The 23,094-nt window shown below is 64.7% G+C and carries 16 protein-coding genes; 13 read left to right on the top strand and 3 right to left on the bottom strand.

Translation table 11 applies throughout. The features are described from left to right. Window positions 1-2 precede the first annotated feature (2 nt). From NDK18_RS18900 to NDK18_RS18850, 11 genes are all read left to right on the top strand, one after another. Window positions 3-854 carry a response regulator gene (locus NDK18_RS18900; RefSeq protein WP_250628695.1) on the top strand — a complete coding sequence of 284 codons (852 nt, stop codon included), beginning with the start codon at window positions 3-5 and terminating at the stop codon, window positions 852-854. Further along, entirely contained in the window at window positions 851-1,558 is a 708-nt protein-coding gene (gene ung, locus NDK18_RS18895; RefSeq protein WP_250628694.1) for a uracil-DNA glycosylase, read from the top strand. Before NDK18_RS18900 ends, ung begins: the two co-directional genes overlap by 4 nt. Window positions 1,559-1,767: 209 nt before the next feature. Beyond that, entirely contained in the window at window positions 1,768-2,628 is an 861-nt protein-coding gene (rpoH, locus tag NDK18_RS18890; RefSeq protein ID WP_250626632.1) for an RNA polymerase sigma factor RpoH, read from the top strand. A 247-nt stretch (window positions 2,629-2,875) separates the two neighbouring features. After that, on the top strand, window positions 2,876-3,715 hold the full coding sequence (locus NDK18_RS18885) for a fibronectin type III domain-containing protein (RefSeq protein ID WP_250628693.1): 840 nt from the start codon (window positions 2,876-2,878) through the stop codon (window positions 3,713-3,715). Between the two features lie 167 nt (window positions 3,716-3,882). Beyond that, window positions 3,883-4,566: a response regulator transcription factor gene (locus NDK18_RS18880; RefSeq protein ID WP_250628692.1), complete on the top strand. Its 684-nt coding sequence runs from the start codon at window positions 3,883-3,885 to the stop codon at window positions 4,564-4,566. Continuing rightward, the gene (locus tag NDK18_RS18875) at window positions 4,550-5,926 is read left to right on the top strand and encodes a sensor histidine kinase (protein ID WP_250626634.1); all 1,377 of its coding nucleotides are present in this window, start codon (window positions 4,550-4,552) and stop codon (window positions 5,924-5,926) included. The genes NDK18_RS18880 and NDK18_RS18875 overlap by 17 nt, the downstream gene beginning before the upstream one ends. A 148-nt stretch (window positions 5,927-6,074) precedes the next feature. Continuing rightward, entirely contained in the window at window positions 6,075-9,263 is a 3,189-nt protein-coding gene (locus tag NDK18_RS18870) for an efflux RND transporter permease subunit (protein ID WP_250628691.1), read from the top strand. Continuing rightward, the gene (locus tag NDK18_RS18865) at window positions 9,256-10,431 is read left to right on the top strand and encodes an efflux RND transporter periplasmic adaptor subunit (protein WP_250628690.1); all 1,176 of its coding nucleotides are present in this window, start codon (window positions 9,256-9,258) and stop codon (window positions 10,429-10,431) included. The genes NDK18_RS18870 and NDK18_RS18865 overlap by 8 nt, the downstream gene beginning before the upstream one ends. Continuing rightward, window positions 10,418-11,842, top strand: coding sequence for an efflux transporter outer membrane subunit (locus NDK18_RS18860; protein ID WP_250628689.1), 1,425 nt, complete (start codon window positions 10,418-10,420; stop codon window positions 11,840-11,842). The genes NDK18_RS18865 and NDK18_RS18860 overlap by 14 nt, the downstream gene beginning before the upstream one ends. 278 nt (window positions 11,843-12,120) lie before the next feature. Further along, window positions 12,121-13,437: an ABC transporter permease gene (locus tag NDK18_RS18855; protein ID WP_250628688.1), complete on the top strand. Its 1,317-nt coding sequence runs from the start codon at window positions 12,121-12,123 to the stop codon at window positions 13,435-13,437. A gap of 11 nt (window positions 13,438-13,448) precedes the next feature. Then, window positions 13,449-14,678 (top strand): ABC transporter permease, encoded by a 1,230-nt coding sequence (locus NDK18_RS18850; protein WP_250628687.1) that lies wholly within the window; start codon window positions 13,449-13,451, stop codon window positions 14,676-14,678. Between the two features lie 125 nt (window positions 14,679-14,803). Here NDK18_RS18850 and tal read toward each other — a convergent pair whose 3' ends face one another. The 3 genes from tal to NDK18_RS18835 all read right to left on the bottom strand — a co-directional run bounded on the left by tal (window position 14,804) and on the right by NDK18_RS18835 (window position 19,568). Continuing rightward, window positions 14,804-15,757, bottom strand: coding sequence for a transaldolase (tal, locus tag NDK18_RS18845; protein ID WP_250626640.1), 954 nt, complete (start codon window positions 15,755-15,757; stop codon window positions 14,804-14,806). Between the two features lie 83 nt (window positions 15,758-15,840). Beyond that, on the bottom strand, window positions 15,841-18,015 hold the full coding sequence (locus NDK18_RS18840) for a primosomal protein N' (protein ID WP_250626641.1): 2,175 nt from the start codon (window positions 18,013-18,015) through the stop codon (window positions 15,841-15,843). A 371-nt stretch (window positions 18,016-18,386) separates the two neighbouring features. Then, the gene (locus NDK18_RS18835; RefSeq protein WP_250626642.1) at window positions 18,387-19,568 is read right to left on the bottom strand and encodes a DUF3667 domain-containing protein; all 1,182 of its coding nucleotides are present in this window, start codon (window positions 19,566-19,568) and stop codon (window positions 18,387-18,389) included. Window positions 19,569-19,719: 151 nt separating this feature from the next. Here NDK18_RS18835 and NDK18_RS18830 point away from each other — a divergent pair, with 151 nt between their 5' ends. Together NDK18_RS18830 and sppA are read left to right on the top strand one after the other, a co-directional pair. After that, window positions 19,720-21,087: an MATE family efflux transporter gene (locus tag NDK18_RS18830; RefSeq protein WP_250626643.1), complete on the top strand. Its 1,368-nt coding sequence runs from the start codon at window positions 19,720-19,722 to the stop codon at window positions 21,085-21,087. Between the two features lie 52 nt (window positions 21,088-21,139). Then, window positions 21,140-23,089 carry a signal peptide peptidase SppA gene (gene sppA / locus NDK18_RS18825; RefSeq protein ID WP_250628686.1) on the top strand — a complete coding sequence of 650 codons (1,950 nt, stop codon included), beginning with the start codon at window positions 21,140-21,142 and terminating at the stop codon, window positions 23,087-23,089. Window positions 23,090-23,094: the final 5 nt, after the last annotated feature.

The raw sequence follows: 23,094 nt of genomic DNA, 5'->3' as shown, positions 1-23,094 counted from the left end.
TGATGACCGCCGCCAACGATGCGAATGCTGCCCAGGACGCCACGCCTCCGCGCGTGTTGATCGTCGACGGTTCACGCGTGGTGTGGCAGCTGATCACCCGGGTGCTTGCCGCCGAGCTTCCCGGCGTGGAGATCGTCGCCTGCGGCAGCGGCGCCGAAGCGCAGGAGCATCTTTCCCGAGGCGTGGTGGATTTCATTACCGTCGCCCTGCGCCTGCCCGACATGGACGGCCTCGAACTGGCGCGTATCGTCCGCGAGACGGCCCCGCAGATCTACGTACCCATCGTGGTGGTGTCCGGCGACGTCGAACAACGCCTGCAGCGCCGCGAGCTGGGCGAGTTCATCACCGACTACTTCGACAAGGCGCTGGGATTCAGCGCCCTGGCCGAGTTCATCAAGGGCTACGTCAAGCCTGAGGGTGGCGCCGAAGGCGAAGTGCTATACGTCGAAGACAGCCGCGTGGTGGCCCTGGCCACGCGCCGCATGATGGAGAAATACGGCCTCACCGTGCATCACGTGATCAGCGTGGAAGATGCGCTGGCCCGGCTGGACACCGCCCGCGTGCAGGGCAAGCTGGGCTGCGACATCGTGCTTACCGATGTCAGCCTGAAGGGCGAGCTCACCGGCGCGGACCTGTTAAGCCGCATCCGTGGCGAGTTCGGTTACGGCAAGGGCCAGCTGCCGGTGCTGGTGATGACGGGCGATGAAAACGCCCAGAACCAGTCCGCGCTGTTGCGCGGCGGCGCTAACGACCTGGTGGTCAAGCCGATCGAGGAAAAGCGCCTGATCACCAAGCTGCTGTTCCAGCTGCGCGTGGCCCTGCATCTGCGCGAGCGACTCACTTCCGCCGCATGAGCAACGAGCGTGTGAAGCTTGCGCCTTCCTGGAAGGCCCGCATTGGCGACTATCTTGAAAGGCCGGAGATGCAGGCGTTGTCGGCGTTCCTGCGCGCGGAGAAACAGGCCGGCAAGGTGATCTACCCACCAGGGCCGGACATCTTCGCCGCGTTCGAGCACACGCCGTTCGAGCAGGTGCGCGTGGTGATCCTCGGGCAGGATCCTTATCACGGTCCGAACCAGGCGCACGGGCTTTGTTTTTCGGTACGCCCCGGCGTGCAGGTTCCGCCGTCGCTGCAGAACATCTTCAAGGAAATCCAGCGCGACCTGGCTATTGCACCGCCCGATCACGGCTGCCTTACCCCATGGGCCGACCGCGGCGTCTTGCTGCTCAACGCGGTGCTCACCGTGGAGCGGGGCAACGCCAACTCCCACCAGGGCAAGGGTTGGGAAGGGTTCACCGATGCGGCGATCGATGCCCTGAACCGCGAACGCGAGGGCATCGTGTTCATGCTGTGGGGGTCCTATGCGCAACGCAAAGGGCAGCTGATCGACACTCACAGGCACCGGGTGCTGAAAGCGGTGCATCCCTCGCCGCTGTCGGCGCACCGGGGGTTCCTGGGCTGCGGGCATTTTTCCGCGGCCAATGCCTACCTGGAAGAGCACGGCAAGGCCCCGATCGATTGGTCCTTGCCAGCCAAGGCCCAGCTCGAGCCCCGGTAGTCCCGGCGGCCGGCCCGTCTTCGGCCCAGGTTTCATGCGGTTTCCCGACCCCTGCTGAAAGACATCCCCCTCTGGCCGGGTCTTCCACTGGACATCGGCACCCAATTTCTGTACTATTGCGTACAGATAAAGGGGCCGGGAACGAATGGCACCTTTAGCACTCCAACCCCTGGAGTGCTAAATTCGACGAATTATTTGGAGGTCAGTTCATGTCTACAGCCTTGGTCACCAGGAACTACCCGGTACCCAGCCTTACGGGCAGCCTGGATTCCTACATCTCGGCCGTACACCGCATCCCCGTCCTTACCCTGGACGAGGAGCAATCCCTTGCCCGCAAGTTCACCGACAAGGCCGACCTGGAAGCCGCCCGCCAGCTGGTGATGTCGCACCTGCGTTTCGTGGTGCACGTGGCTCGCGGCTACAACGGCTATGGCTTGCAGCTGTCCGACCTCATCCAGGAAGGCAACATCGGCCTGATGAAGGCGGTCAAGCGCTTCGATCCGGACCAGGGCGTGCGCCTGGTGAGCTTTGCCGTGCATTGGATCCGTGCCGAAATGCACGAGTTCATCCTGCGCAACTGGCGCATCGTGAAGGTGGCTACTACCAAGGCGCAGCGCAAGCTGTTCTTCAACCTGCGCAAAAGCAAGAAGCGCCTGGGCTGGATGAATGCCGAGGAAGTGCGCGTGGTGGCGAAGGACCTGGGCGTGCCCGAGGCCACCGTGCGCGAGATGGAATCGCGCCTGTCCGGCCGTGACATCGGCTTCGAGGCCCCGGCCGACGCTGACGACGACGACAAGCCGGCACCGGCCGCGTTCCTCATCGACGAGGGCGCCGATCCGTACGACAACGTCGCCGACGCCGACGCCAGCGACAACCAGATGGGTGCGCTTTCGCAGGCTTTGGCCCGCCTGGACGACCGCTCGCGCGACATCATCCAGCGTCGCTGGCTGCGTGAGGACGACAAAGCCACCTTGCAGGATCTTGCGGACGAATATGGCGTTTCCGCCGAACGCATCCGCCAGATCGAGGCCAACGCCATGAAGAAAATGCGTGGCGCGATCGCGGCCTGAGGCAATCAGATCCATGCCACAACAAGAACGGCTCCTTCGGGGGCCGTTTTTTTGTCGGCAAGACTTGGGCGCATTGCCGGTGCAGGCTGTCGGGCACGGCCGCGCCACCGTCGAAGCACGGTGCTATTTTCGGTAGCTGTAGTGCCGCGTGCACCGCTACGTCATGAGCCGTTCCCTTGGGACAATATTGCGTCGCAAACCATTTTTGGCGTGCGACTGATGGTCTCGTACCCCATAAGGAAATGCCATGAAACCCAAACATTTGCTGCTCGCCGCGCTTTGCGCCGTTGCCTTTGCAGGCACCGCTCAGGCTGCCATCCCCGAGGTCGATTGCGCTGGAGTTCCGCACTGGACCAACGCTTCGGGATATCCCCAGGGCGAGGCCTTTTTTTACCGGGGCTTCCTTTATCGGACGTCTGTCGCCATCGCTCGCGGCTACGAACCGATGTATCCAAACAGCCCGAACGATTTCGAACTGCTTGGGCGCTGTGAAGGACGCAGTCGACCTGCCATGATCTTCGATCCGATGAATGGCCTCGTTCTCTACCAGGGTGTCAGGCCAGCGGCGGGCTACGGGTTCGTCTACCCGATGTGGGGCGGGCCGATCAGGCGCGTGGGCGTCCACTTCAACGGTGAAGTGCTTTCGGAGCACAATCCGCCATTCGAGTCGTTTCACCAACTCCCCATCATTCTCCCCCAACCGACACGGCTTGGTCCTGCCCGTCTCGACATCCGCGTGGAGTACGAAGATGGATCCCAGCTCACTGAAACGGCCCAGCTAATCGTACTGCCCGGCGCAGAGCAAGATCGCGAAGCACCGGTGGCGCCGCGTGCATTGCTGGAGTCCGTCGGCGCCGATACTGCCACCATTCGCTGGGATCCCGTCAAAGATGCGCCAGGCGGTTCGGACGGCGTTCGCTATCGCGTCACATTGGCCCGACAGACCTACGTTCTCGATGAGGGCGTGACTTCAGTCAAGTTGTCGGACCTGCGCCCGAATACGCGACACTTGGTTAATGTCGAGGCCGTCGACCTGGCGGGAAATGCGAGTCCGAAGTCTCTGGTCATCGCCCAAACCACTCTCTGACCTCTGTTCGCGGGAGCTCGTGGCTGGCAACGGGCACGAGTTCTTGCGATTGGTTCGAGGTCCTGATAGCCGGATTTCGCAGTAGCGGCAGGTCCAGGCGTATCATTCCCGGAGTCGGCCAGCGCCTGCCTGCCCCGACTTTACGAGGCTCCACGAGGACTCAACATATGCCGCGCGCTTTAATCATCGAAGACGATGAAGTCACTGCCCGTGAAATTGTCGCGGAGCTGGTCGTGCACGGCATGGTGGCGGAGTGGGTCGCGGATGGGCGACATGGCCTGGACCGGGCACTGGAAGGGAAATTCGACCTGATCACGCTGGACCGGATGTTGCCCGGGATGGACGGAATCGATGTTGTGGCCGCGCTTCGGCGCGCTCAAGTCGATACGCCAGTCTTGATGATCAGTGCGCTGAGCGATGTCGACGAGCGCGTTCGCGGGTTACGCGCGGGAGGCGACGATTACCTGACCAAGCCGTTCGCCCCGGACGAGATGTCCGCCCGTGCCGAGGTACTGCTGCGTCGGCGCCAGGTCGGCGAGAGTGGCGTCAACCGGTTGCGCGTGGCGGACCTGGAACTGGACCTGGTGACCCATGCGGCCAATCGTGCCGGCCAGGAACTGCCGCTTCAGCCCACCGAATACCGCTTGCTTGAATTCCTCATGCGCCATGCCGGCCAGGTGCTGACGCGCACGATGATCTTCGAGCATGTCTGGGGCTTCCATTTCGATCCGGGCACCAATGTGATCGACGTGCATATCGGCCGGCTGCGCCGGAAGATCGATCAGCCGGGGCAGTCGTCTCTCATTCGTACCATTCGCGGTTCGGGATACGTCATTGCGCCCGCTGACTGAAGTCTGGAGCGCCGCCACCTCGCGGTTGATGCTCATCTACGGCGGCCTGTTCGCCATCTGGTGCGTGGTCCTGCTCGGTGCCGTGCAATTTGAATCGTCGCGTTACCTTTCCGGCGTGATCGATACCATGCTGCAGCAACGCATTACGCTGTTGTCGCGCTCGGAACCGTCGGGATTGAAGGGTGCCATCGAGAACGCGGTAACGATCGATCCAGCCGGCGTGATGTGGCTGGGCCTCTTCGATGACCACGGCCGTCGCATTGCCGGTAACGTCAGCGCGCTACCGGCTGAACTGCCGGTCGATGGCCTGGTGCACGTGGTTGAATCGGGTGCCCTGCATCCCGTGGTGGGCCGTCCCGTACGCTCGCGCGCGGTGGTGATGACACTCCCTGACGGCCGGCGTCTGGTGGCCGCGAAGGATTCGCGCACCATCGATGGCCTGGGCGCGATCATGCGCCGCGGCCTGTTATGGGGGCTGACACTTACGCTTATTCCCGGGCTGCTGGGCGGCTTCCTGCTGAGCCGCGCGCCGGCCAGGCGTATCCGGCAGATGCAGCTGGCAGCCGAACCGATCCAGCGCGGCGATCTTTCGCGGCGCCTTCCTGTCAGTGGCAGAGGCGATGAGATCGATCTTCTGGCTGGCATCGTCAACACCATGCTGGCCGAGATCGAGCGGCTGATGGGCGAGGTCAAAGGCGTGTGCGACAACATCGCCCACGACCTGCGCACCCCGCTCACCCACCTGCGCGCCCGTCTTTACCGCACGCAGCAACAGCTCAAAGGGCCCGAAGAGGCCGCATCGCTGGACGCGTGCCTTGCCGACATCGACGCCCTGATGGCGCGTTTCCGCGCCCTGTTGCGCATCTCGGAACTGGAGGACGGGCAGCGCAGCGCCTGTTTCCAGCCGATCGACCTCGCCGATGTGATGCGCCAGGTGCACGAGTTCTATGGCCCGCTGGCCGAAGACCGTGGCCAGCGCTTCGAACTGGACCTGCAACCGATGCCCGCCACGCGCGGCGATCCGCAGCTGTTGTTCGAGGCCTTGGCGAACCTGGTGGGCAATGCGATCAAATTCACCCCCGCCGGCGGCATGGTGACCTTGCGCAGCGCCAACGACGATGACGGCGGCTACATCGAGGTGGGCGATAGCGGCCCGGGTATCCCTGAAGGTGAGAGGGAAGCGGTGCTGCTGCGCTTCTACCGCGGCGACGGCAGCCGCAGCACACCCGGCTCGGGCCTGGGGCTTTCCATTGTCAGCGCCATCGCGCGCCTGCATGGCTACGGCCTGGAAGTGGGCGGTGACGGCCACGGCGCACGTATCCGCATGCGTTTCGGACCTGCGGCGTCAGCCGTCGGCTAAACGTAAAGACGTCCAAACTTTCCTGCGTCTTTCATTCAATTTATTTGAATGATGAAACAATCTTCATCGATCCGGCGGGCCGGATATTTATGCTGCATGGCAAAATAAGCAGGTCGGCGCCCTTTCCCAGCGCCGGGAAACACTCCCCATGATTGGAATTGTCCGGATCGCGCTGACGCGGCCGTATACCTTCATCGTCCTCGCGTTGCTGATCCTGATCATCGGCCCGCTCTCGGCCATGCGTACGCCCACCGACATCTTCCCGGATATCAAGATCCCGGTGATCAGCGTGGTGTGGCAGTACACCGGCCTGCCGCCCGACCAGGTGGCAGGGCGGATTTCCTCGCCGTTCGAACGCGTGCTTACCACCACGGTAAACGACGTGGAGCACCTTGAGGCATCGTCGATCTCCGGCTTCGGCATCATCAAGATCTTCTTCCAGCCCACGGTGGATATCCGTACCGCCAACGCGCAGGTCACTGCCGTGGCGCAGACGCTGCTCAAACAGTTGCCGCCGGGTATTACGCCGCCGCTGATCCTGAACTACAACGCCTCCACCGTGCCGATCATCCAGCTGGCGCTGTCGGGCAAGGGGCTGACGGAACAGAACCTGGGCGACCTGGGCCTTAACGCCATTCGTCCACCGATGACCTCGGTGGCGGGCGCGTCGGTGCCGTATCCCTTCGGTGGCAAGTCGCGCCAGGTGCAGATCGATATCGATCCGGCGGCCTTGCAGGCACGCGGCTTGTCCGCGCAGGACATCGCCAACGCCCTGGCCGCGCAGAACCTGATCATCCCGATCGGTACGCAGAAGATCGGCGATTACGAATACACGCTTCAGCTCAACAACGCACCGAGCGACATCGCCGACCTGGGCAACCTGCCGATCAAGACGGCCAACGGCACCACCGTGTACATCCGCGACGTGGCCCACGTGCGCGATGGCGCGCCGCCGCAGACCAACATCGTGCACGTGGACGGCAACCGTTCGGCGCTGATGACCATCCTGAAGAACGGTTCGGCCTCGACGCTTGCGATCATCGCCGGCGTGAAGGACAAGGTGAAGGAAATCGCCCCGACCCTTCCCGATACGCTGAAGATATCCCCCATCGGCGATCAGTCGCTGTTCGTCTCCGGTGCGATTTCAGGCGTAGCGAAGGAAGGCGTGATTGCCGCGGCGCTGACCAGCCTGATGATCCTGCTGTTCCTGGGCAGCTGGCGCTCCACGGTGATCATCGCCATTTCCATCCCGCTGGCCATCTTAGGTTCCATCGCGGCGCTATCAGCCATCGGTGAAACCTTGAACATCATGACTCTCGGCGGCCTGGCGCTGGCGGTGGGCATCCTGGTGGACGATGCCACGGTGACCATCGAGAACATCAACTGGCATCTTGAGCAAGGCAAGGAGGTGGAGGAATCCATCCTCGATGGCGCGGCGCAGATCGTCACGCCGGCGTTCGTATCGTTGTTGTGCATCTGCATCGTGTTCGTGCCGATGTTCTTCTTGAACGGCGTGGCGCGCTTCCTGTTCGTGCCGATGGCCGAGGCTGTGATGTTCGCCATGGTGGCCAGCTTCATCCTGTCGCGCACCCTGGTGCCGACCATGGCCAACTACCTGCTGCACAAGCACCAGGCCGGTGAAGAGCATGGCCATTCGATGGCGCCGTCGCGCAATCCGCTGGTGCGTTTCCAGCGTGGTTTCGAAAAGCGCTTTGAAAACATCCGTGGTGGTTACCACGGGATGCTGGCGCTGGTACTGGAATACCGCAAGGTGTTCGTGATCGGCTTTCTGGTATTCGTGGTGGCGACCTTCGCGCTGGTGCCGTTCCTGGGCAAGAATTTCTTCCCGGCGGTGGATTCGGGCCAGATCCTGATGCACGTCCGGGCGCCGGTGGGTACCCGGGTGGAGGAAACCGCGCGCATCTTCGCCGACATCCAGGCGTCGGTCCGCCGCATGGTTCCCGAGGACGAACTGGGCACGGTGGTGGACAACATCGGCCTGTCGATCTCGGGCATCAACAATGCCTACAACAACACCGGCACCATCGGCGAGCAGGACGGCGATATCCAGATCGCGCTGAAGGAAGACCACGCGCCCACGGCCAAGTACGTCAAGGCCTTCCGCGAACGGCTGCCGCGTGAATTCCCCGGCGTGACGTTCTCCTTCCCACCGGCGGACATCATCAGCCAGATCCTGAACTTCGGTTCGCCCGCGCCGGTGGACCTGCAGATTCGCGGCAACAACATCGGCGCGAACTTCGACTTCGCCAACAAGGTGCTGCGCGAGATCCGCCGCGTTCCCGGCGTTGCCGATGCGCGCATCCAGCAGTCGCAGCAGAACCCGGTGTTCAACGTGGACGTCGACCGCACTCGCGCGCAGCTGGTGGGCCTGACCGAGCGTGACGTCACCAACAGCCTGGGCGTGAACTTCGCAGGCTCCAGCCAGGTCGCCCCGACGTATTGGCTGAACCCGCAGAACCAGATCTCCTATCCGATCGTGATGCAGACGCCGCAGTACAGCCTGGACAGCCTGCCGGCGCTTGAGAACCTGCAAGTGTCCGGCCCGGGTGGTTCGCAGATCCTGGGCGGCTTTGCCAAGCTCACGCGCACCAACTCCAACGCGGTGGTGACCCAGTACAACATCCAGCCGGTGGTGGAGATCTTCGCCACCACGCAGGATCGCGACCTCGGCGCCGTGGCCGCGGACATCCAGAAGATCATCGACGCCCACCAGAAGGAATTGCCCAAGGGCTCGAGCATGGCCTTGTTGGGCCAGGTGCAGACGATGAACAACGCCTTCAGCGGCCTGATCCTCGGCCTGCTCGGCGCGGTGGTGCTGATCTATCTCCTGATCGTGGTGAATTTCCAGTCTTGGAGCGATCCGTTCGTGATCATCACGGCGCTGCCCGCCGCGCTGGCCGGCATCATCTGGATACTCTTCGCCACGCACACCACGCTTTCGGTGCCCGCGCTTACCGGCGCCATCATGTGCATGGGCGTGGCCACGGCCAACTCGATCCTGGTGGTGAGTTTCTGCCGCGAGCAGCTGGCCCTGCATGGCGACGCCGCCAAGGCGGCACTGGAAGCGGGCTTCGTGCGCTTCCGCCCGGTGCTGATGACGGCGCTGGCCATGATCATCGGCATGGCGCCCATGGCCCTGGGGCTGGGCGAGGGCGGCGAGCAGAACGCCCCCCTGGGCCGCGCGGTGATCGGCGGCCTGGTGTTCGCCACCGCGGCCACGCTTCTTTTCGTACCTGTCGTTTTCGCCATCATCCACGGGCGGCATGCCCGCACCGCACCCGCGGCGCCTGCTTCCGGAGAACCTGTCCATGTCTGACAACATCACGAAGCCCTCGCGTCGCGGCTTGCGACTAGCCGGCTTCATCGCCCTGGTCGTGGTCGTCGCCATCGTGGTCGCCGGCATCGCCACCCGCGCCGCCGATGCCCGCCGGCTGCGTACGTGGACGGACGATCAGGCCGTGCCCACGGTCACCGTTGCCCCGCCGTCCCCGGACAACGACGGAGCGCCGCTGCAGTTGCCTGGCCGCACTCAGGCCTATTCGCGTGCGCCGTTGTTCGCCCGCGTCAGTGGTTACCTGAAGTCGTGGTCGGTGGACATCGGCGGTAAGGTCAAGGCCGGCCAGCTGATCGCCGAAATCGAAACCCCCGACCTCGACCAGCAACTCCTGCAGGCCAAGGGTGCACTGGCAAGTTCACAGGCCAACGCAGCGCTGGCGGCCACCACCGCCAAACGCTGGCAGTCGATGCTGGGCTCCGATTCGGTATCCAAACAGGAAGTGGATGAGAAGACCGCCGATTACACCGCCAAGCTCGCCATGCAGCGCGCGGCGCAGGCGGACGTGGACCGCATCCAGGCCCTGAAGGGCTTTACCCGCATCATCGCGCCGTTCGATGGCGTGGTCACCGCACGCAATACCGATGTCGGTGCGCTGATCAACGCCGGTGGCGGCACGGGCCCGGAACTGTTCGAGGTTTCGGACATCCGCAAGCTGCGCGTGTACGTGCGCGTGCCGCAGAACTACGCCCCGGATATCCATAATGGCGACATCGCCGAGCTCACGGTGCCTGAGTACCCGGGCAAGTCCTTCAGCGCGAAGGTGGAAGCATCCGCCGGCGCGATCAACGCTGAGTCGGGCACGACCCTGGTGCAGCTGGCCGTGGACAATGCTGACGGCAAGCTGATGCCCGGCGCCTTCGCCAACGTCAATTTCAAGCTGCCCGCCGACGCCAGCGCCTTCAGCATCCCGGCCAGTGCGCTGGTGTTCGATGCCAAGGGCATGCGCGTGGCAACGCTGGGCGCCGACAACCGGGTGAAGTTCAAGCGCGTGACCATCGCCCGTGACCTTGGCAAGACGATCGAGCTCGGCTCCGGCGTCGACCCGCAGGATCGCGTCATCGAGAACCCGCCCGACGGGCTCGACGATGGCGATCCGGTGAAGCTTGCTCCCAAGGACAATACGGCAGAAGCCCATGGCAAGGCCTGATCGCGCGATCCTCGTCGCCGCGCTGACAGCCGTGCTCGGCGCCTGCTCGCTTGCACCGAAGTACGAAGTCCCCCAGGTGCCGGTGGCCGACCAGTACAAGCAGGTGGCCCCGTGGGCGCCGGCCCAGCCCGCCGATGCGTTGCCGCGCGACGGCTGGTGGCATGCCTACAGCTATTCGCGCCTGGATGAATTGCAGACAAAGCTTGCCGCCAACAACGCCGATCTCGCCGCGGCATTGGCGCACTACCAGCAGGCCGACGCCTTCCGCAGGGAGGTTCGCTCAGGCCTGTTCCCGACCATCGGGGTCGATGCCGATGCGCAGCGTGATCGCCAGTCCGATACCAAGCCATTGCGCGGCGTACTGGGATCGCCGACTTCGCCGCGTACGTACAATTCGTTCACCGTCGGCGCCGACCTCGACTACGAGATCGACCTTTGGGGTCGCGTGCGCGATAGCGTCAAAGCCGGCAATGCCGAGGCCGAGGCCGCCGCGGGCGACTTCGCTTCCGCACGGCTGAGCCTGCAGGCGCAGCTGTCGGACAGCGTGATCGTGCTCAACGGCCTGGATCGGCAGATCGACCTTCTGCAGCAGAGCATCGGAGCCTTTGAAAAAGCGCTGCAGCTCACCGAAGACCGCCATGCCGGCGGCATCGCCTCGGGGCTGGATGTGGCGCGCGCGCAGACACAGCTCTCCAGCGCGCGTTCGCAGCTGAAACAGACCCAGGCCCAGCGTGAGATAACCGAGCACGCTGTCGCCGTGCTGGTGGGCGACTCAGCGTCGACATTCTCGCTGCCGACGGACCTCACCGCGGTGAACCTGCCAGCGATCCCGGTGGGTGTGCCTTCAACCTTGTTGCAGCGCCGTCCCGACATCGCCTCCGCCGAACGCCGCACGGCGGCGGCCAACGCCCGCGTGGGCGTGGCCCGTTCGGCGTACTTCCCGCAGATCACGCTGGATGCGCAGGGCGGTTACCAGAGCTCGGTGTACGGCGGCCTGTTGAATGCACCGAACCATTTCTGGTCGTTGGGGCCGAGCTTCCTTTTGACATTGTTCGATGGTGGCCTGCGCAAGGCTGGCGTTGAGGCGGCCAAGGCCGCCACGGACGAAGCCGGCGCGAAATACCGCAGCGTGGTGCTGAACGCCTTCGCCCAGGTGGAAGACAGCCAATCCCAACTGGCCGACTTCGCCTCGGCGATCGAAGACCAGCAGGCCGCCGCCGACGCTGCGCAAAAAACCCTCGACCTCTCCATGGAACGCTACAAGCAGGGCGCCGTCGGCTACCTCGACGTCGTCACCGCCCAGCAGACCGCACTGGACGCCAAGCGCAGCCTGATCAACCTGAAGACCCAGCAACTGCGCGCCAGCGTCCAGCTGGTCAAGGCCCTCGGCGGCGGCTGGCAACAAACCTAACCACCAGCCACTAGGGGTCAGAGTCATAGCGACCCGCCGCAAACATCACTAGGGGTCAGAGTCATAGCGGTCTGGAAACATCACTAGGGGTCAGAGTCATAGCGGTCTGGCATCAAGCCCGCGCACTATGACTCTGACCCCTAGTGGAGGCTGTCCGTGTCCATTGAGCGAGTTGTCCGCGGACACCGCTTCCGGCTTCGCGCCCTGTGTCGCAGTGCGCCTTCGCAGTGGCACGCTGGTTGCTACGCTGCTTCCCCAGGGGAACAGGGGCGACACGAATGGGTGGTTATTACGTGCAGTTGGCGCTGGGAAGTTTCCGGCGCAACCCGGTGCTTACGGCGCTGATGATATTGGCCATTGCCATCGGGGTGGCCATGTCGATGACGGCGTACACGATTCTCGCGGTGATGGCGCGAGATCCGATCCCGTGGAAGTCGGGCCAGCTATTCGCCGTGCAGGTCGACAACGGCGGTCCCCGCAGTCGCAAGCCCGGTGATGATGAACCTCCCACGCAGCTTTCCTGGCGCGATATCTCGGGCCTGCTGGCGTTGCATGGACCCATCCGTCAGGTCGCCATGCACCAGGTGTCGTTGACGCTTACGCCTGCCGACCACGCCGCCAAACCTTTCTCCGTAGCGGGCCGCGCCACCACGCCGGCATTCTTCGCCATGTTCGACGTGCCCATGCTTTCCGGGCGCGGATGGAGCGATGAAGAAGAGAATCGCGGTGCAGCGACGGTCGTGATCACGCGCAAGCTCGCCGAACGGCTCTTTGGCAGCGATGCCGTCGTCGGCAAACACATTGACCTTGGCGGTGATCCGTACACCATCATCGGTGTCACGGGCGATTGGGATCCGCGTCCGCGCTTCTACGATGTGATCAACGGGCAGGATTTCGAGGAAGGCGAGGATGTGTATCTGCCGCTCTCGGTGGCCCATGCGAAAGAGATGACCACCAGCGAATACGAATTCTGCGATGCCGGTCCGCGCGGTGAAACCTTCGCCGAGCTCACCCGAAGCGAATGCGTGTGGCTTCAGTACTGGGTGGAGTTGCCCACCGCCGTATCGGTCGCGGCATACCGCAGCCAATTGACCAACTATGCCAGTGAGCAGCAACGGACAGGCCGATTCAACTGGCCGCCCAACGTGCGCCTGCGCAATGTCACGCAATGGCTGGAAGCCCGCAAGGTGGTTCCCGATGACGCGAAGCTTTCCACCCTGGTCGCCTTCGGTTTTTTCCTTGTATGCCTGGTGAGCGCGTTGGGACTGATGCTTGCCAAGTCACTTGAGCGGGGTGGCGAGTTCAGCCTGCGCCGTGCGCTGGGTGCCAGTGCGCGCAGCATCTTCGCCCAGGCCCTGACCGAATCGGCCATGCTCGGCGTGGTCGGTGGTATCGGTGGCCTGGCCCTGACCGCGCTGGCGCTGTGGGCCATGCGTGCACTATTTCCCGAAGGCATGGAACGCATTGCCCGCATGGACACCACCCTGGTGGCTACCAGCATCGCCGTGGCCGTGGGCGCGACGCTCGTCTTCGGCATCTATCCGGCATGGCGCGCGATGCGTGTGATGCCGGCCCTGCAACTGAAGAACGGATAGAGGGTCCGAGCATGCAGATCGCACCCATCCTGGCTGCGCTCAAGCGCAGCAAGACCGGCGCCGTACTGGTAGTGCTGCAGGTGGCCCTGACCTTGGCCATCACCAGCAATATCCTGTCGATCGTTCAAGCGCGCGTGGCCCTGGTCATGCGCTCTACCGGCGTTGATACCGAAAACGTGTTCGCTCTTGGTTTCCGCCTGGATGCAGGGGCCATCACCCGGGCCTCGCGCGACGCGGATCTCGCCGCCGTGCGCGCGGTACCGGGCGTCGTCGACGCGGTGGCGGCAAACAGCTACCCGCTGCGCGGCACCGGTTGGGTCGATGGCGTGAGTCTCACCCCGGGTGTCAAGTCGATTCAGGAGCAGAATGCCTCCGCGGCTTTCTATGCCATGGACGAACATGCCATCCCGGCGCTGGGCCTTGCGTTGGTCGAAGGCAGCAACTTCAACGGCAACGATAGTCTGGAAGGAAACTTCAACGCAGGTCCCATGCCGAACGTCGCGATCCTCAGCGAAGCCCTGGCACGGCACCTGTTTCCGGGCGCAAGCGCACTGGGCAAGGTGTTGTACGTGTCCTCCGACGCCTCGCGGCCGGTCAGCGTGGTGGGTGTGGTGAAAGCACTACAGACGCCCATGGCGGCAGGCACGATCGACCCCGCCATCAGCGACTACAGCGTAATGGTGCCCATCCACGGTGGCGGCTCGCTTGGCCTGTACCTGGTACGAGTGCAGTCCGGCCGGATGGACATCACGATGGGCAAGGTCAGGCAAGCGCTTAGCGCCGTGGAACCTGCACGCAGCTTCGGCAAACTCAAACCCTTCGCCGATGTCCGCGATGCCGCCTACCGCAAGGATCGCTCGCTCGCCATCGCGCTGTCCGTGGTGTGCCTGGTGCTGGTCCTGGTGACGGTGCTCGGCATCGTTGGCCTCACCAGTTTCTGGGTATCGCGACGCAAACGTCAGATCGGCGTACGCCGCGCATTGGGCGCCACCGGGGGCGCCATCGCACGATATTTTCTTCTGGAGAATGCCTTGTTGTGCACGTTCGGCGTGCTGCTGGGCGTCGTGGTGGCAGAGGCGTTGAACGCCTGGCTCGCCACCCATTACGGCGTTTCGCACTTACCAGCGTGGCAACTGCTGGCAAGCATCGTGATCGTGCTCCTGATCGGCCAACTGGCCGCCGCAACCCCCGCATGGCGTGCCTCGCGCCTGCCACCCACCGAAGCGCTACGCGCCGTCTAGCGCCGCTCACTAGGGCGCTCACTAGGGGTCAGAGTCATAGCGGCACGCCGCCAATGCTATGCACTATGACTCTGACCCCTAGTGGCGCTTGCGAAGGGATGCTATGACTCTGACCCCTAGTGGGGTTAGAGCTTGGCGCCGAGGAGTTCTTCGAGCTTGCGCTGGTCGACGGCGAACTTGCGGATGCCTTCGGCGAGCTTGTCGGTGGCCATGGCGTTTTCGTTGTGGCCCCAGCGGAAGGCGGCCTCGCTGATCTTCGCCGGGCGGTCTTCGCGCTTGCCGTTGTCGGACAGCACGCGAGGCAGGTTGTCCTGGGTTTCCTCGAGCTTCTGCAGCAGGTCGGGGCTGATGGTGAGGCGGTCGCAGCCGGCCAGGGCCTGGATCTGGCCGATGTTGCGGAAGCTTGCGCCCATCACGATGGTCGGATAGCCGTGCAGCTTGAACCAGTCGTAGATGCGGCGCACCGACTGCACGCCGGGATCTTCAGCCGGCGCATACACCTTCTTGTCGGTGTGCTCGACATACCAGTCGTAGATGCGGCCGACGAACGGTGAAATGAGCGTGGCACCGGCTTCGGCGCAGGCGCGCGCCTGTTCGAAGCTGAAAAGCAGCGTCAGGTTGCAGTTGATGCCTTTCTTTTCCAGGTACTCGGCGGCGCGGATGCCTTCCCAGGTGGATGCCAGCTTGATGAAGATGCGCTCGTTCTTGATGCCGGCATCGTTGTACATGCCGATCAGCCGCTCGGCCTTGGCAATGGAAGCGTCGGTATCGAAGGAAAGGCGCGCGTCCACTTCGGTGGACACGCGACCGGGCACGATGTCCAGGATCTTCAGGCCCGCCTGCACGGCCAGGTAGTCGCTGGCATCGGTCAGCTGCTGCTGGCGGTCTTTCGATTTGCCCTTGGCCCAGGCGATGGCCTCGTCGATCAGCGGGGCGTAGCCGGCGTCACCAGCGGCCTTGAGCAGCAGCGAAGGATTGGTGGTGGCGTCCACCGGCTTCCACTTGGCGACCGCCTGGATATCGCCGGTATCGGAGACGACAGTGGTGATCTTGCGCAGCTGTTCGAGTTGGCTCGCCATGGGGGACATCCTGGAGTCGAAGGGAAGGGCTAATCAGACCGATATTTGTACCAGACCGTGCGTTGCCAAGGTGTCGATGGCGGTTAGTAAAGGTCCACGGGGTCGACATCCAGCGACCAGCGCACCTTGCGCGCCCCCGGGGCGGCCGCCAGACGGGCCGCCCACGTCTTCAGGAAGGCGTGAAGCTTGCCGCGCGTGGCAGCTTCCACCAGCAACTGGCCCCGGTGGCGGCCGGCCCGGAGCGGCATGGGCGCGGGCATGGGACCTGCGACACCCCATCCGGCCTCTGGCGGAATCGCGGCCAGCGCCTGGGCCAGGAAGGCATCGACGGCGTCGCGGCCGAGCGCGTCCACGCGCAACAGCACCTGGCTGCCGAAGGGCGGCAGTTCCGTCACCCGCCGTTCGTCCAGGAGCTGTGCGGCGACCGCGCCGTAACCCGACTGCAGCAAGGTGCGCAGCATCGGGTGATCGGGATGGTGGGTCTGCAGGATCACCGTGCCTGGTTTGCGCGCGCGCCCGGCACGCCCGGCCACCTGCACCACCAGCTGGGCGAGTCGCTCGTTGGCGCGGAAGTCCACGCTGTGCAGGCCTTCATCGACGCCGACGATGGCCACCAGCGTGAGGTTGGGCAGGTCGTGGCCCTTGGCCAGCATCTGCGTACCTACCAGGATCGCCGGCTTTTCGTCGGCCAGTGAGCCGAGCAGTTCTTCGAAGGCGTCACGGCGGCGGGTGGTTTCGCGATCCACGCGCAGCACGGGCACATCCGGAAAGCGTGCGGTGAGCGCTTCTTCAAGCCGCTCGGTGCCCTGGCCCTGCGGTCGAAGCTCGGTGGCTCCGCAGTTCGGGCAGGCCTCCGGCAGGCGTTGTTCCCGGTTGCAGTGATGGCACACCAGCCGGCGTCGCCCGGCGTGCAGTGTCATCGGCCGTTCGCAGCGCGTGCAGTCGGCATGCCAGCCGCAGGCGTGGCACAACAACACCGGTGCATAGCCGCGGCGGTTGCGGAACACCAGGGCTTGCTCGCCGCGCGCAAGGCACGCCGCCACCGCGTTGATCAAGGTGGGCGACAGGCCGTGGTCCAGGCGTTGCGCACGCATGTCCACGATCTCCACTCGCGTGGGTTGCGCCGCGCCCGGCCGCACCCGCAGGCGCAGGTCGCGGTAGCGGCCTGCATCGACGTTGGCCAGGCTCTCCAGCGACGGCGTGCCCGAACCCAGGACCACCGGCACGTTCAGCGCGCGGGCGCGCACCAGGGCGAGGTCGCGCGCGTGGTAGCGGAAGCCTTCCTGCTGCTTGTAGGACCCATCGTGCTCCTCGTCCACCACGATCAACCCGGCCTCGGGCAGGGGCGTGAACACCGCCGAGCGCGTGCCCAGCACCACGCGCGCACTACCGTCGCGGGCGCGCAGCCAGGCACGGGCGCGGTCGCCTTCGGACAGATTCGAATGCAGCACTTCCACCGCCACGCCCAGGCGGTCGCGCAGGCGTCGCACCGTCTGTGGGGCGAGCCCAATTTCCGGCACCAGCATCAGCGTCTGCTTGCCGGCGGCCAGCGCCTGCTCGATCAGGGCGAGATACACCTCGGTCTTGCCGCTGCCGGTGACGCCATCAAGCAGGAAAGGCTGGAACTGACCGAACGATTCGCCGATGGCCGACACCGCCGCGGCTTGCTCGGCGGTCAACTGCGGCGCCGGCGCGCCACGACGGGGCAGGGTAGCGGCGGACCACTCCAGCTTCTCCACCAGGCCCCCTTCCAGCAGGCGCCGGCCGGCTTCGCGCCATTTGGGAACAAGCTCATCCAGTTCATCGGCGGCGCGCGGACCGTCGGCCAGTGCATCGAGCAGGCGCAGGCTGCCACCCTTGCGCGTGCCGGCGGCGTGGGCATCGCGGCCTGCCTGCGTCGTGGCCCAGGCTTCGCGACCCAGCGCCGGCAAGGGCCGGGGTTCGCGCAAGGCCAGGGGCAGTGCGTTGACCAGCGCCTCGCCGGGTGCTCCCAGCCAGTAGTCCGCAGCCCAGTTCACGCTGGCCAGGAGTTCGGCATCGAGCAGCGGGGCATCGTCCAGGAGTTCCAGGGCGGCTTTGAGTTTTCCGCCCGCGACCGTGGATTCGACCGCCGGATCCACCACCACGCCCACCACCTTGCCCTTGCCGAACGGCACCAGCACCCGCGCGCCAGCCCGGGCCTGGCCGCTGGCGGGCGGCAGGTAATCGAACAGGGTGGGTAGGGGAACGGGCAGGGCAACGCGCAGGACGACAGGCATGGCCAGAAGTGTAGCGGGCGGCGTCGCAGGGCCTGCGACCGCCTGCGTGCGGAGGCTTCCCGGTCTGGATCATTACCTTGGGCAGCGATTGATCACCGTCATCGAGATGTCATCGCTAAGTATCTATGGGTGGGGGGGTTTCAACCTTATCCACAACATCTGTGGATAAGTCTGTGGATGGAGGAAGGGCAGAGGCTCTTTTTGCACGGCGGGGGGCCTCGTTGGTCACCCTGATTACATTTTGATCACCCAAAAAAACTGTTTTTAATCAATCAGATACAAATTCATGCCTTGCAGTGTTCATGTTCTGGTCACCATCTCGTCACCTTGGTTGACGAGCCTCGGCGTCTGTGCAAAACCCTGGCGGCCGCCTAGTGCGAAAGACTGATCGCGGCCGCTATCAGCAGCGCCCAGAACAGCATCCACGCGTACCAGAACCCGGCAAAAAAGTACTTCATGACGGTTTTGAACCAGCCCTGCCGGTAGACCCGTTTCTGGGTCAGCAACAGATAGATAGGCATCCACGTGAAAATGGCGGCCTGCAGCCAACCGGTCGTCGTGTACGCCCACTGCGCATGGGGCCTAAGCAAGCTGCCCAGCATCGATAGCAGGGCCACCAGCAGCACGGACAGGAACAGGAAGGCATGGCTGTGCAGGGACACGATCATGTGCTCCATGTACAGGCGCCGGCGGAAGATATAGACGATCTTCAGCAGCAGGGCGAAGACCGGCAGCAGCACCAGCATGGTTTGCGGAAGCACGCTGAACAGGCCGGTGATGAACCGTTCCTTGGCGTCGGCGTCACCGTCCTTCATGGCGGCCAGGTTGGCCTTCACCCGCACCCAGCCCTGCTCCAGGCGGATGTTCACCAGATTGGGCAGCCAGCCGATATGGAAGCGGGTGGCCTCTTCCGGATGGCTGGGGTCGACCCGTTCATCGGGATGGTTGTGCTCGAAGGCGTTCAGCTCGGCCATGCGCCGGTTGGCCTCGTGCACGCGCTGCGCCGATTGATCGTCCAGAGCCGCAATGTCAGCGCCAGGCTTGTGGCGAGCGGCATCGATCTGGCCCTGGGCGGCATCCAGGCGCTTTTGCACGCCCTCCTCGGTGGTATCGCGGGCGAATTCCCCCGCATCGCCGTCGCTCCACTTGGTGGTGACGTGCGTGCCATGGGCCGCGGGTACGGTGCTATCGGTATGTCCGAAGCCTATCGCCAGGTGCACGGCGAAGAACGCCAGCAGGCAGAACACGAACATCAGGCGGAACGGCTGCACATAGCGAACGCGGCGCCCGGCGAAGTACTCCAGGGTAAGGAACCCGGGCTTCAGGAAGAGCGGCGGCAAGGTGTGCACGATGCGCTCGTCGACATGGAAGACCATGTCCAGGGTGTCTTCCACCATCGAGTGGATCGGCCGCAGTACGCTTTTCACCGACTGGCCGCAGGCATGGCAGAACGGCCCTTGCAGGGGCGCCTGGCAGTTGGCGCAATGCAATGCCGGGGCAGTCGCCGGTTCGGTTTCCGGTGCTGCCGTCGGCGCGAGCTCGTTGCTGGACATCGTTCCCTCCCCGGGACAAAGCTTGGCGGCGCGAATGATCGCACAGCCGGTCCTCCACCGGCTCACGCCATAGGGCACCCTCGCTTTCGGCACAGACCCCGCCACCGCATCGCCCGTACAATGGCCGGCCCCATTGTCGTTTGCCTTCTTCATGGCCGTTCACACCATCGATCGCGCCCGCGTCCGCCGCGAAGCCGGGGCGACCGTGCGCCTGGCCTTGCCGCTGATCGTCGCCCAGCTGTCGGCGATGGCGCCCAATGCGATCGACGCCATCCTGGCCGGCCATTTCAGCGCCCACGTGCAGGCGGCGGTGGTGACCGGCACCAGCATCTGGGTGCTGGCCCTGGTGCTGGCCCTGGGCACCATGATGTCGGTGTCGCCCACGGTGTCGCAGCTCGATGGCGCGCAGCGGCGTGGCGAGATCGGTGCCATCTTCCACCAGGCGCTGTGGATCGCCTGGATCCTGGGCGCGGCGCTGTGGTTCGCCTCGCGCAATGCCACGCCCTTGATGACCGCCTTCGGCGTGGTGCCCTCGCTGCACGACGACGTCGAGGCCTTCCTGCATGCGATCAGCTGGGCGGCGCCGGCGCTCACCACCTACTTTGCGCTCCGCGGCTTGTCCGAAGGGCTGTCGATGCCGATGCCGTCGATGTATTTCAGCATCGGCGGGCTGTTCGTGCTGGCGCCACTGGGCTACGTATTGGTGTACGGCAAGCTCGGTTTCCCGCCGATGGGAGCCCGCGGCACCGGTATCGCCACCGCGGTGGCGATCTGGGCGGAAATGATCGGTTTTGGCATCTACGTGCTCACGCACCGCGCCTATCGCGACATCAATCTGCGCCAGCGCTTTGCCATGCCGCGGTGGTCGAAGATCGCCCCGCTGCTGCATATCGGCGTGCCGATGGCCATCACGCTGTTGATGGAAGCGGGCATGTTCGTGGGTGTGGCGTTGCTGATCGGCCGGCTGGGCGAGACAGTGGCCGCCAGCCACCAGATTGCCCTGAACGTGGCGTCGATGTCGTTCATGGTGCCACTGGGCCTGTCCATGGCCATCACGGTGCGCGTTGGCAATGCTGTGGGCCGCAAGGACGCCGCGGGCGTGCGCTATGCAGGTTTCTGCGGCATCGGCCTGGTGGTTGCCGTGCAACTGGTGGCGGTGGCGCTGATGCTGGGTCTGCCGCACGGTATAGCGGCGATTTATTCCAACAATCCGGCAGTGATCGCGATGGCCGCGCACCTGTTGTTGTTCGCCGGCATGTTCCAGTTTTCCGACGGTATCCAGGTGGCTTCCAACAGCTGTCTCAGGGGTCTTAAGGACACCCGGGTACCGATGGCGATCACCCTGGTGGCCTATTGGGTGATCGGCATGCCGATCGGCTGGTACCTGGGCTTCCCGCGGGGGCTGGGCGCCCCGGGGATGTGGATCGGCCTGATCGCCGGACTCACCGCGGCGGCGGCATTGTTATTCGGGCGTTTCTACCGGGTGGCCCGGCGCGCCAGCTGGACTTCCGCCACGTGACCGCTCCCGCGGGAACGGCTACGCTGCGCACCGAGCCCACCGGATTTCCTGCATGAGCGACCAGCTGCCACCTGCCTACCCACCGCCGCCACCGCCCCCTGCGCCCGGGCCGGCTCCGGTGCGAGTTCAGGCGGCCGCGCCTGTGCGTCGACCCAATGGCTTCTGGACCTTCCTGAAGGCCCTGGGTCGGGGCATCAACATCACGCGGCTGGTGGTATTGAACCTGCTGTTCTTCGGCGTTTTGTTCATCGTACTGATGTTCGTCCTGCTGAGCGCCGTGGGCAGCCGCGAACTGCGCATGGTCAAGGACGACAGCGTGTTGCTGATCCGGCCTGAAGGCCGTCTGGTGGAGCAATTCAGCGATCCCATCGGCACGGCCATCTCGCGCCTGTCGGGCAACAAGACACGGCAAGTGCAGGTGCGCGACCTGGTCGGTGCCATCGACAACGCCGCCACCGATTCGCGTATCTCGCGCATCGTGCTGGATGTGGACGACATGCAGGCAGGCGGCTTCGCTGCCTTGCGCGAAGTGGGCGCGGCGATCGATCGCTTCCGCGCCACCGGCAAACCCGTGATTGCCTGGGCCGCCAACCTCGACCAGGGCCAGTACTACCTCTCATCGCACGCTTCGAAAATCCTGCTTGATCCGCAAGGCAGCGTGCTGCCCACGGGTCTTGCCAACTACCGGCTGTTCTACAAGAACCTGCTGGACAAGATCGGCGTGGACGTCCACCTGTTCCGCGTGGGCCAGTTCAAGTCGGCCGCGGAGCCTTTCATCCTGGATCATGCCTCGCCTGAATCCAAGGCCGCCGACACGTTCTACCTTGGCGGCCTGTGGGATACCTGGCTCGAGGAAGTAGCCGCGGCGCGCAAGATCGACCCGGCCAAGCTTCGCGCCTCGATCGACAACATGCCCCAGCTGATCGCTTCAGCGCGCGGCAACATCGCGCAGCTGGCGCTGGACCAGCACCTGGTCGATGGCCTGGCCACGGAAGAAGAATTGATCGACGGCCTGCGCAAGGATGGCGTACCCGCCGGCAAGAACGGCGAAGGCGTGCGCAGTGTTTCGCTCGAGCGCTACAACGCGCAGATCGCCTCCCTCAGCCCGTTCAACAGCAAGCCCGGCGTGGCCGTGGTGGTTGCCGAAGGCGAGATCGTCAGTGGCAAGCAGCCGCAGGGCCAGATCGGCGGCGAATCCACCGCGGCACTGATCCGCAAGGCGCGCCTGGACAAGAAGACCGCCGCTCTGGTGCTGCGGGTGGATTCCCCCGGCGGTGAGGTCTACGCCGCCGAGCAGATCCGCCGCGAAGTGGCGCAGACGCGCGAGGCCGGCATTCCGGTGATCGTCTCGATGGGCGACGTCGCCGCCAGCGGCGGTTACTGGATTTCGATGAACGCCAACGCGATCCTGGCCGAACCGAACACCATCACCGGCTCCATCGGCATCTTCGGCATGTTCTATACGGTGCCCAATGCCTTGGACAAGATCGGCGTGCATTCCGATGGCGTGGCCGTGGGCCCGCTGGCGGGCTCCTTCGACATCACCCGGCCGCTGGATCCGAAGATCGGCCTGGTGGTGCAGTCGATCATCGACAAGGGTTACCGTGATTTCGTCGGTGGCGTGGCCGCGGCGCGTGGCAAGGATTTCGCCAGCATCGATGCCATCGCCCAGGGTCGCGTGTGGACAGGCACCCAGGCGCATGAGCGCGGGCTGGTGGACAAGCTCGGCGGTCTCAGCGACGCCATTGCCCTGGCGCGCAGCGAGGCGAAACTCGAAAAGGATGCGCCCACGCGTTACATCGAGGCGGACCTGGGCACCTTCGGTCGTGCGGTCGTCAGCATGAACGACAGCGCTGCGCTGGAAATCGGGCGCTCGTGGGGCTTGGGGCTGCCGAAGTGGTTGTCGACCATCGACGAGCGCCTGCCGGAATTGAAGCTGCTCGAACACGCGCAGGCCGGTCGCCCGAACGTCTACGCCTACTGCTTCTGTTCGCCGCAGTAGGCAAC

Source organism: Pinirhizobacter soli, assembly GCF_015905305.1.
GTDB classification, from domain to species: Bacteria; Pseudomonadota; Gammaproteobacteria; order Xanthomonadales; family Rhodanobacteraceae; genus Pinirhizobacter; species Pinirhizobacter soli.
Note: the sequence above shows the minus strand (reverse complement) of the source record. Positions and strands in the feature narration are given on the sequence as shown.

Bases quoted from the DNA above. Each gene is read 5' to 3' on its own strand.
- NDK18_RS18900 (WP_250628695.1), top strand. From the start codon at position 3: ATGACCGCCGCCAACGATGCGAATGCTGCCCAGGACGCCACGCCTCCG.
- ung (WP_250628694.1), top strand. From the start codon at position 851: ATGAGCAACGAGCGTGTGAAGCTTGCGCCTTCCTGGAAGGCCCGCATT.
- rpoH (WP_250626632.1), top strand. From the start codon at position 1,768: ATGTCTACAGCCTTGGTCACCAGGAACTACCCGGTACCCAGCCTTACG.
- NDK18_RS18885 (WP_250628693.1), top strand. From the start codon at position 2,876: ATGAAACCCAAACATTTGCTGCTCGCCGCGCTTTGCGCCGTTGCCTTT.
- NDK18_RS18880 (WP_250628692.1), top strand. From the start codon at position 3,883: ATGCCGCGCGCTTTAATCATCGAAGACGATGAAGTCACTGCCCGTGAA.
- NDK18_RS18870 (WP_250628691.1), top strand. From the start codon at position 6,075: ATGATTGGAATTGTCCGGATCGCGCTGACGCGGCCGTATACCTTCATC.
- NDK18_RS18865 (WP_250628690.1), top strand. From the start codon at position 9,256: ATGTCTGACAACATCACGAAGCCCTCGCGTCGCGGCTTGCGACTAGCC.
- NDK18_RS18860 (WP_250628689.1), top strand. From the start codon at position 10,418: ATGGCAAGGCCTGATCGCGCGATCCTCGTCGCCGCGCTGACAGCCGTG.
- NDK18_RS18855 (WP_250628688.1), top strand. From the start codon at position 12,121: ATGGGTGGTTATTACGTGCAGTTGGCGCTGGGAAGTTTCCGGCGCAAC.
- NDK18_RS18850 (WP_250628687.1), top strand. From the start codon at position 13,449: ATGCAGATCGCACCCATCCTGGCTGCGCTCAAGCGCAGCAAGACCGGC.
- tal (WP_250626640.1), bottom strand. From the start codon at position 15,757: ATGGCGAGCCAACTCGAACAGCTGCGCAAGATCACCACTGTCGTCTCC.
- NDK18_RS18840 (WP_250626641.1), bottom strand. From the start codon at position 18,015: ATGCCTGTCGTCCTGCGCGTTGCCCTGCCCGTTCCCCTACCCACCCTG.
- NDK18_RS18835 (WP_250626642.1), bottom strand. From the start codon at position 19,568: ATGTCCAGCAACGAGCTCGCGCCGACGGCAGCACCGGAAACCGAACCG.
- NDK18_RS18830 (WP_250626643.1), top strand. From the start codon at position 19,720: ATGGCCGTTCACACCATCGATCGCGCCCGCGTCCGCCGCGAAGCCGGG.
- sppA (WP_250628686.1), top strand. From the start codon at position 21,140: ATGAGCGACCAGCTGCCACCTGCCTACCCACCGCCGCCACCGCCCCCT.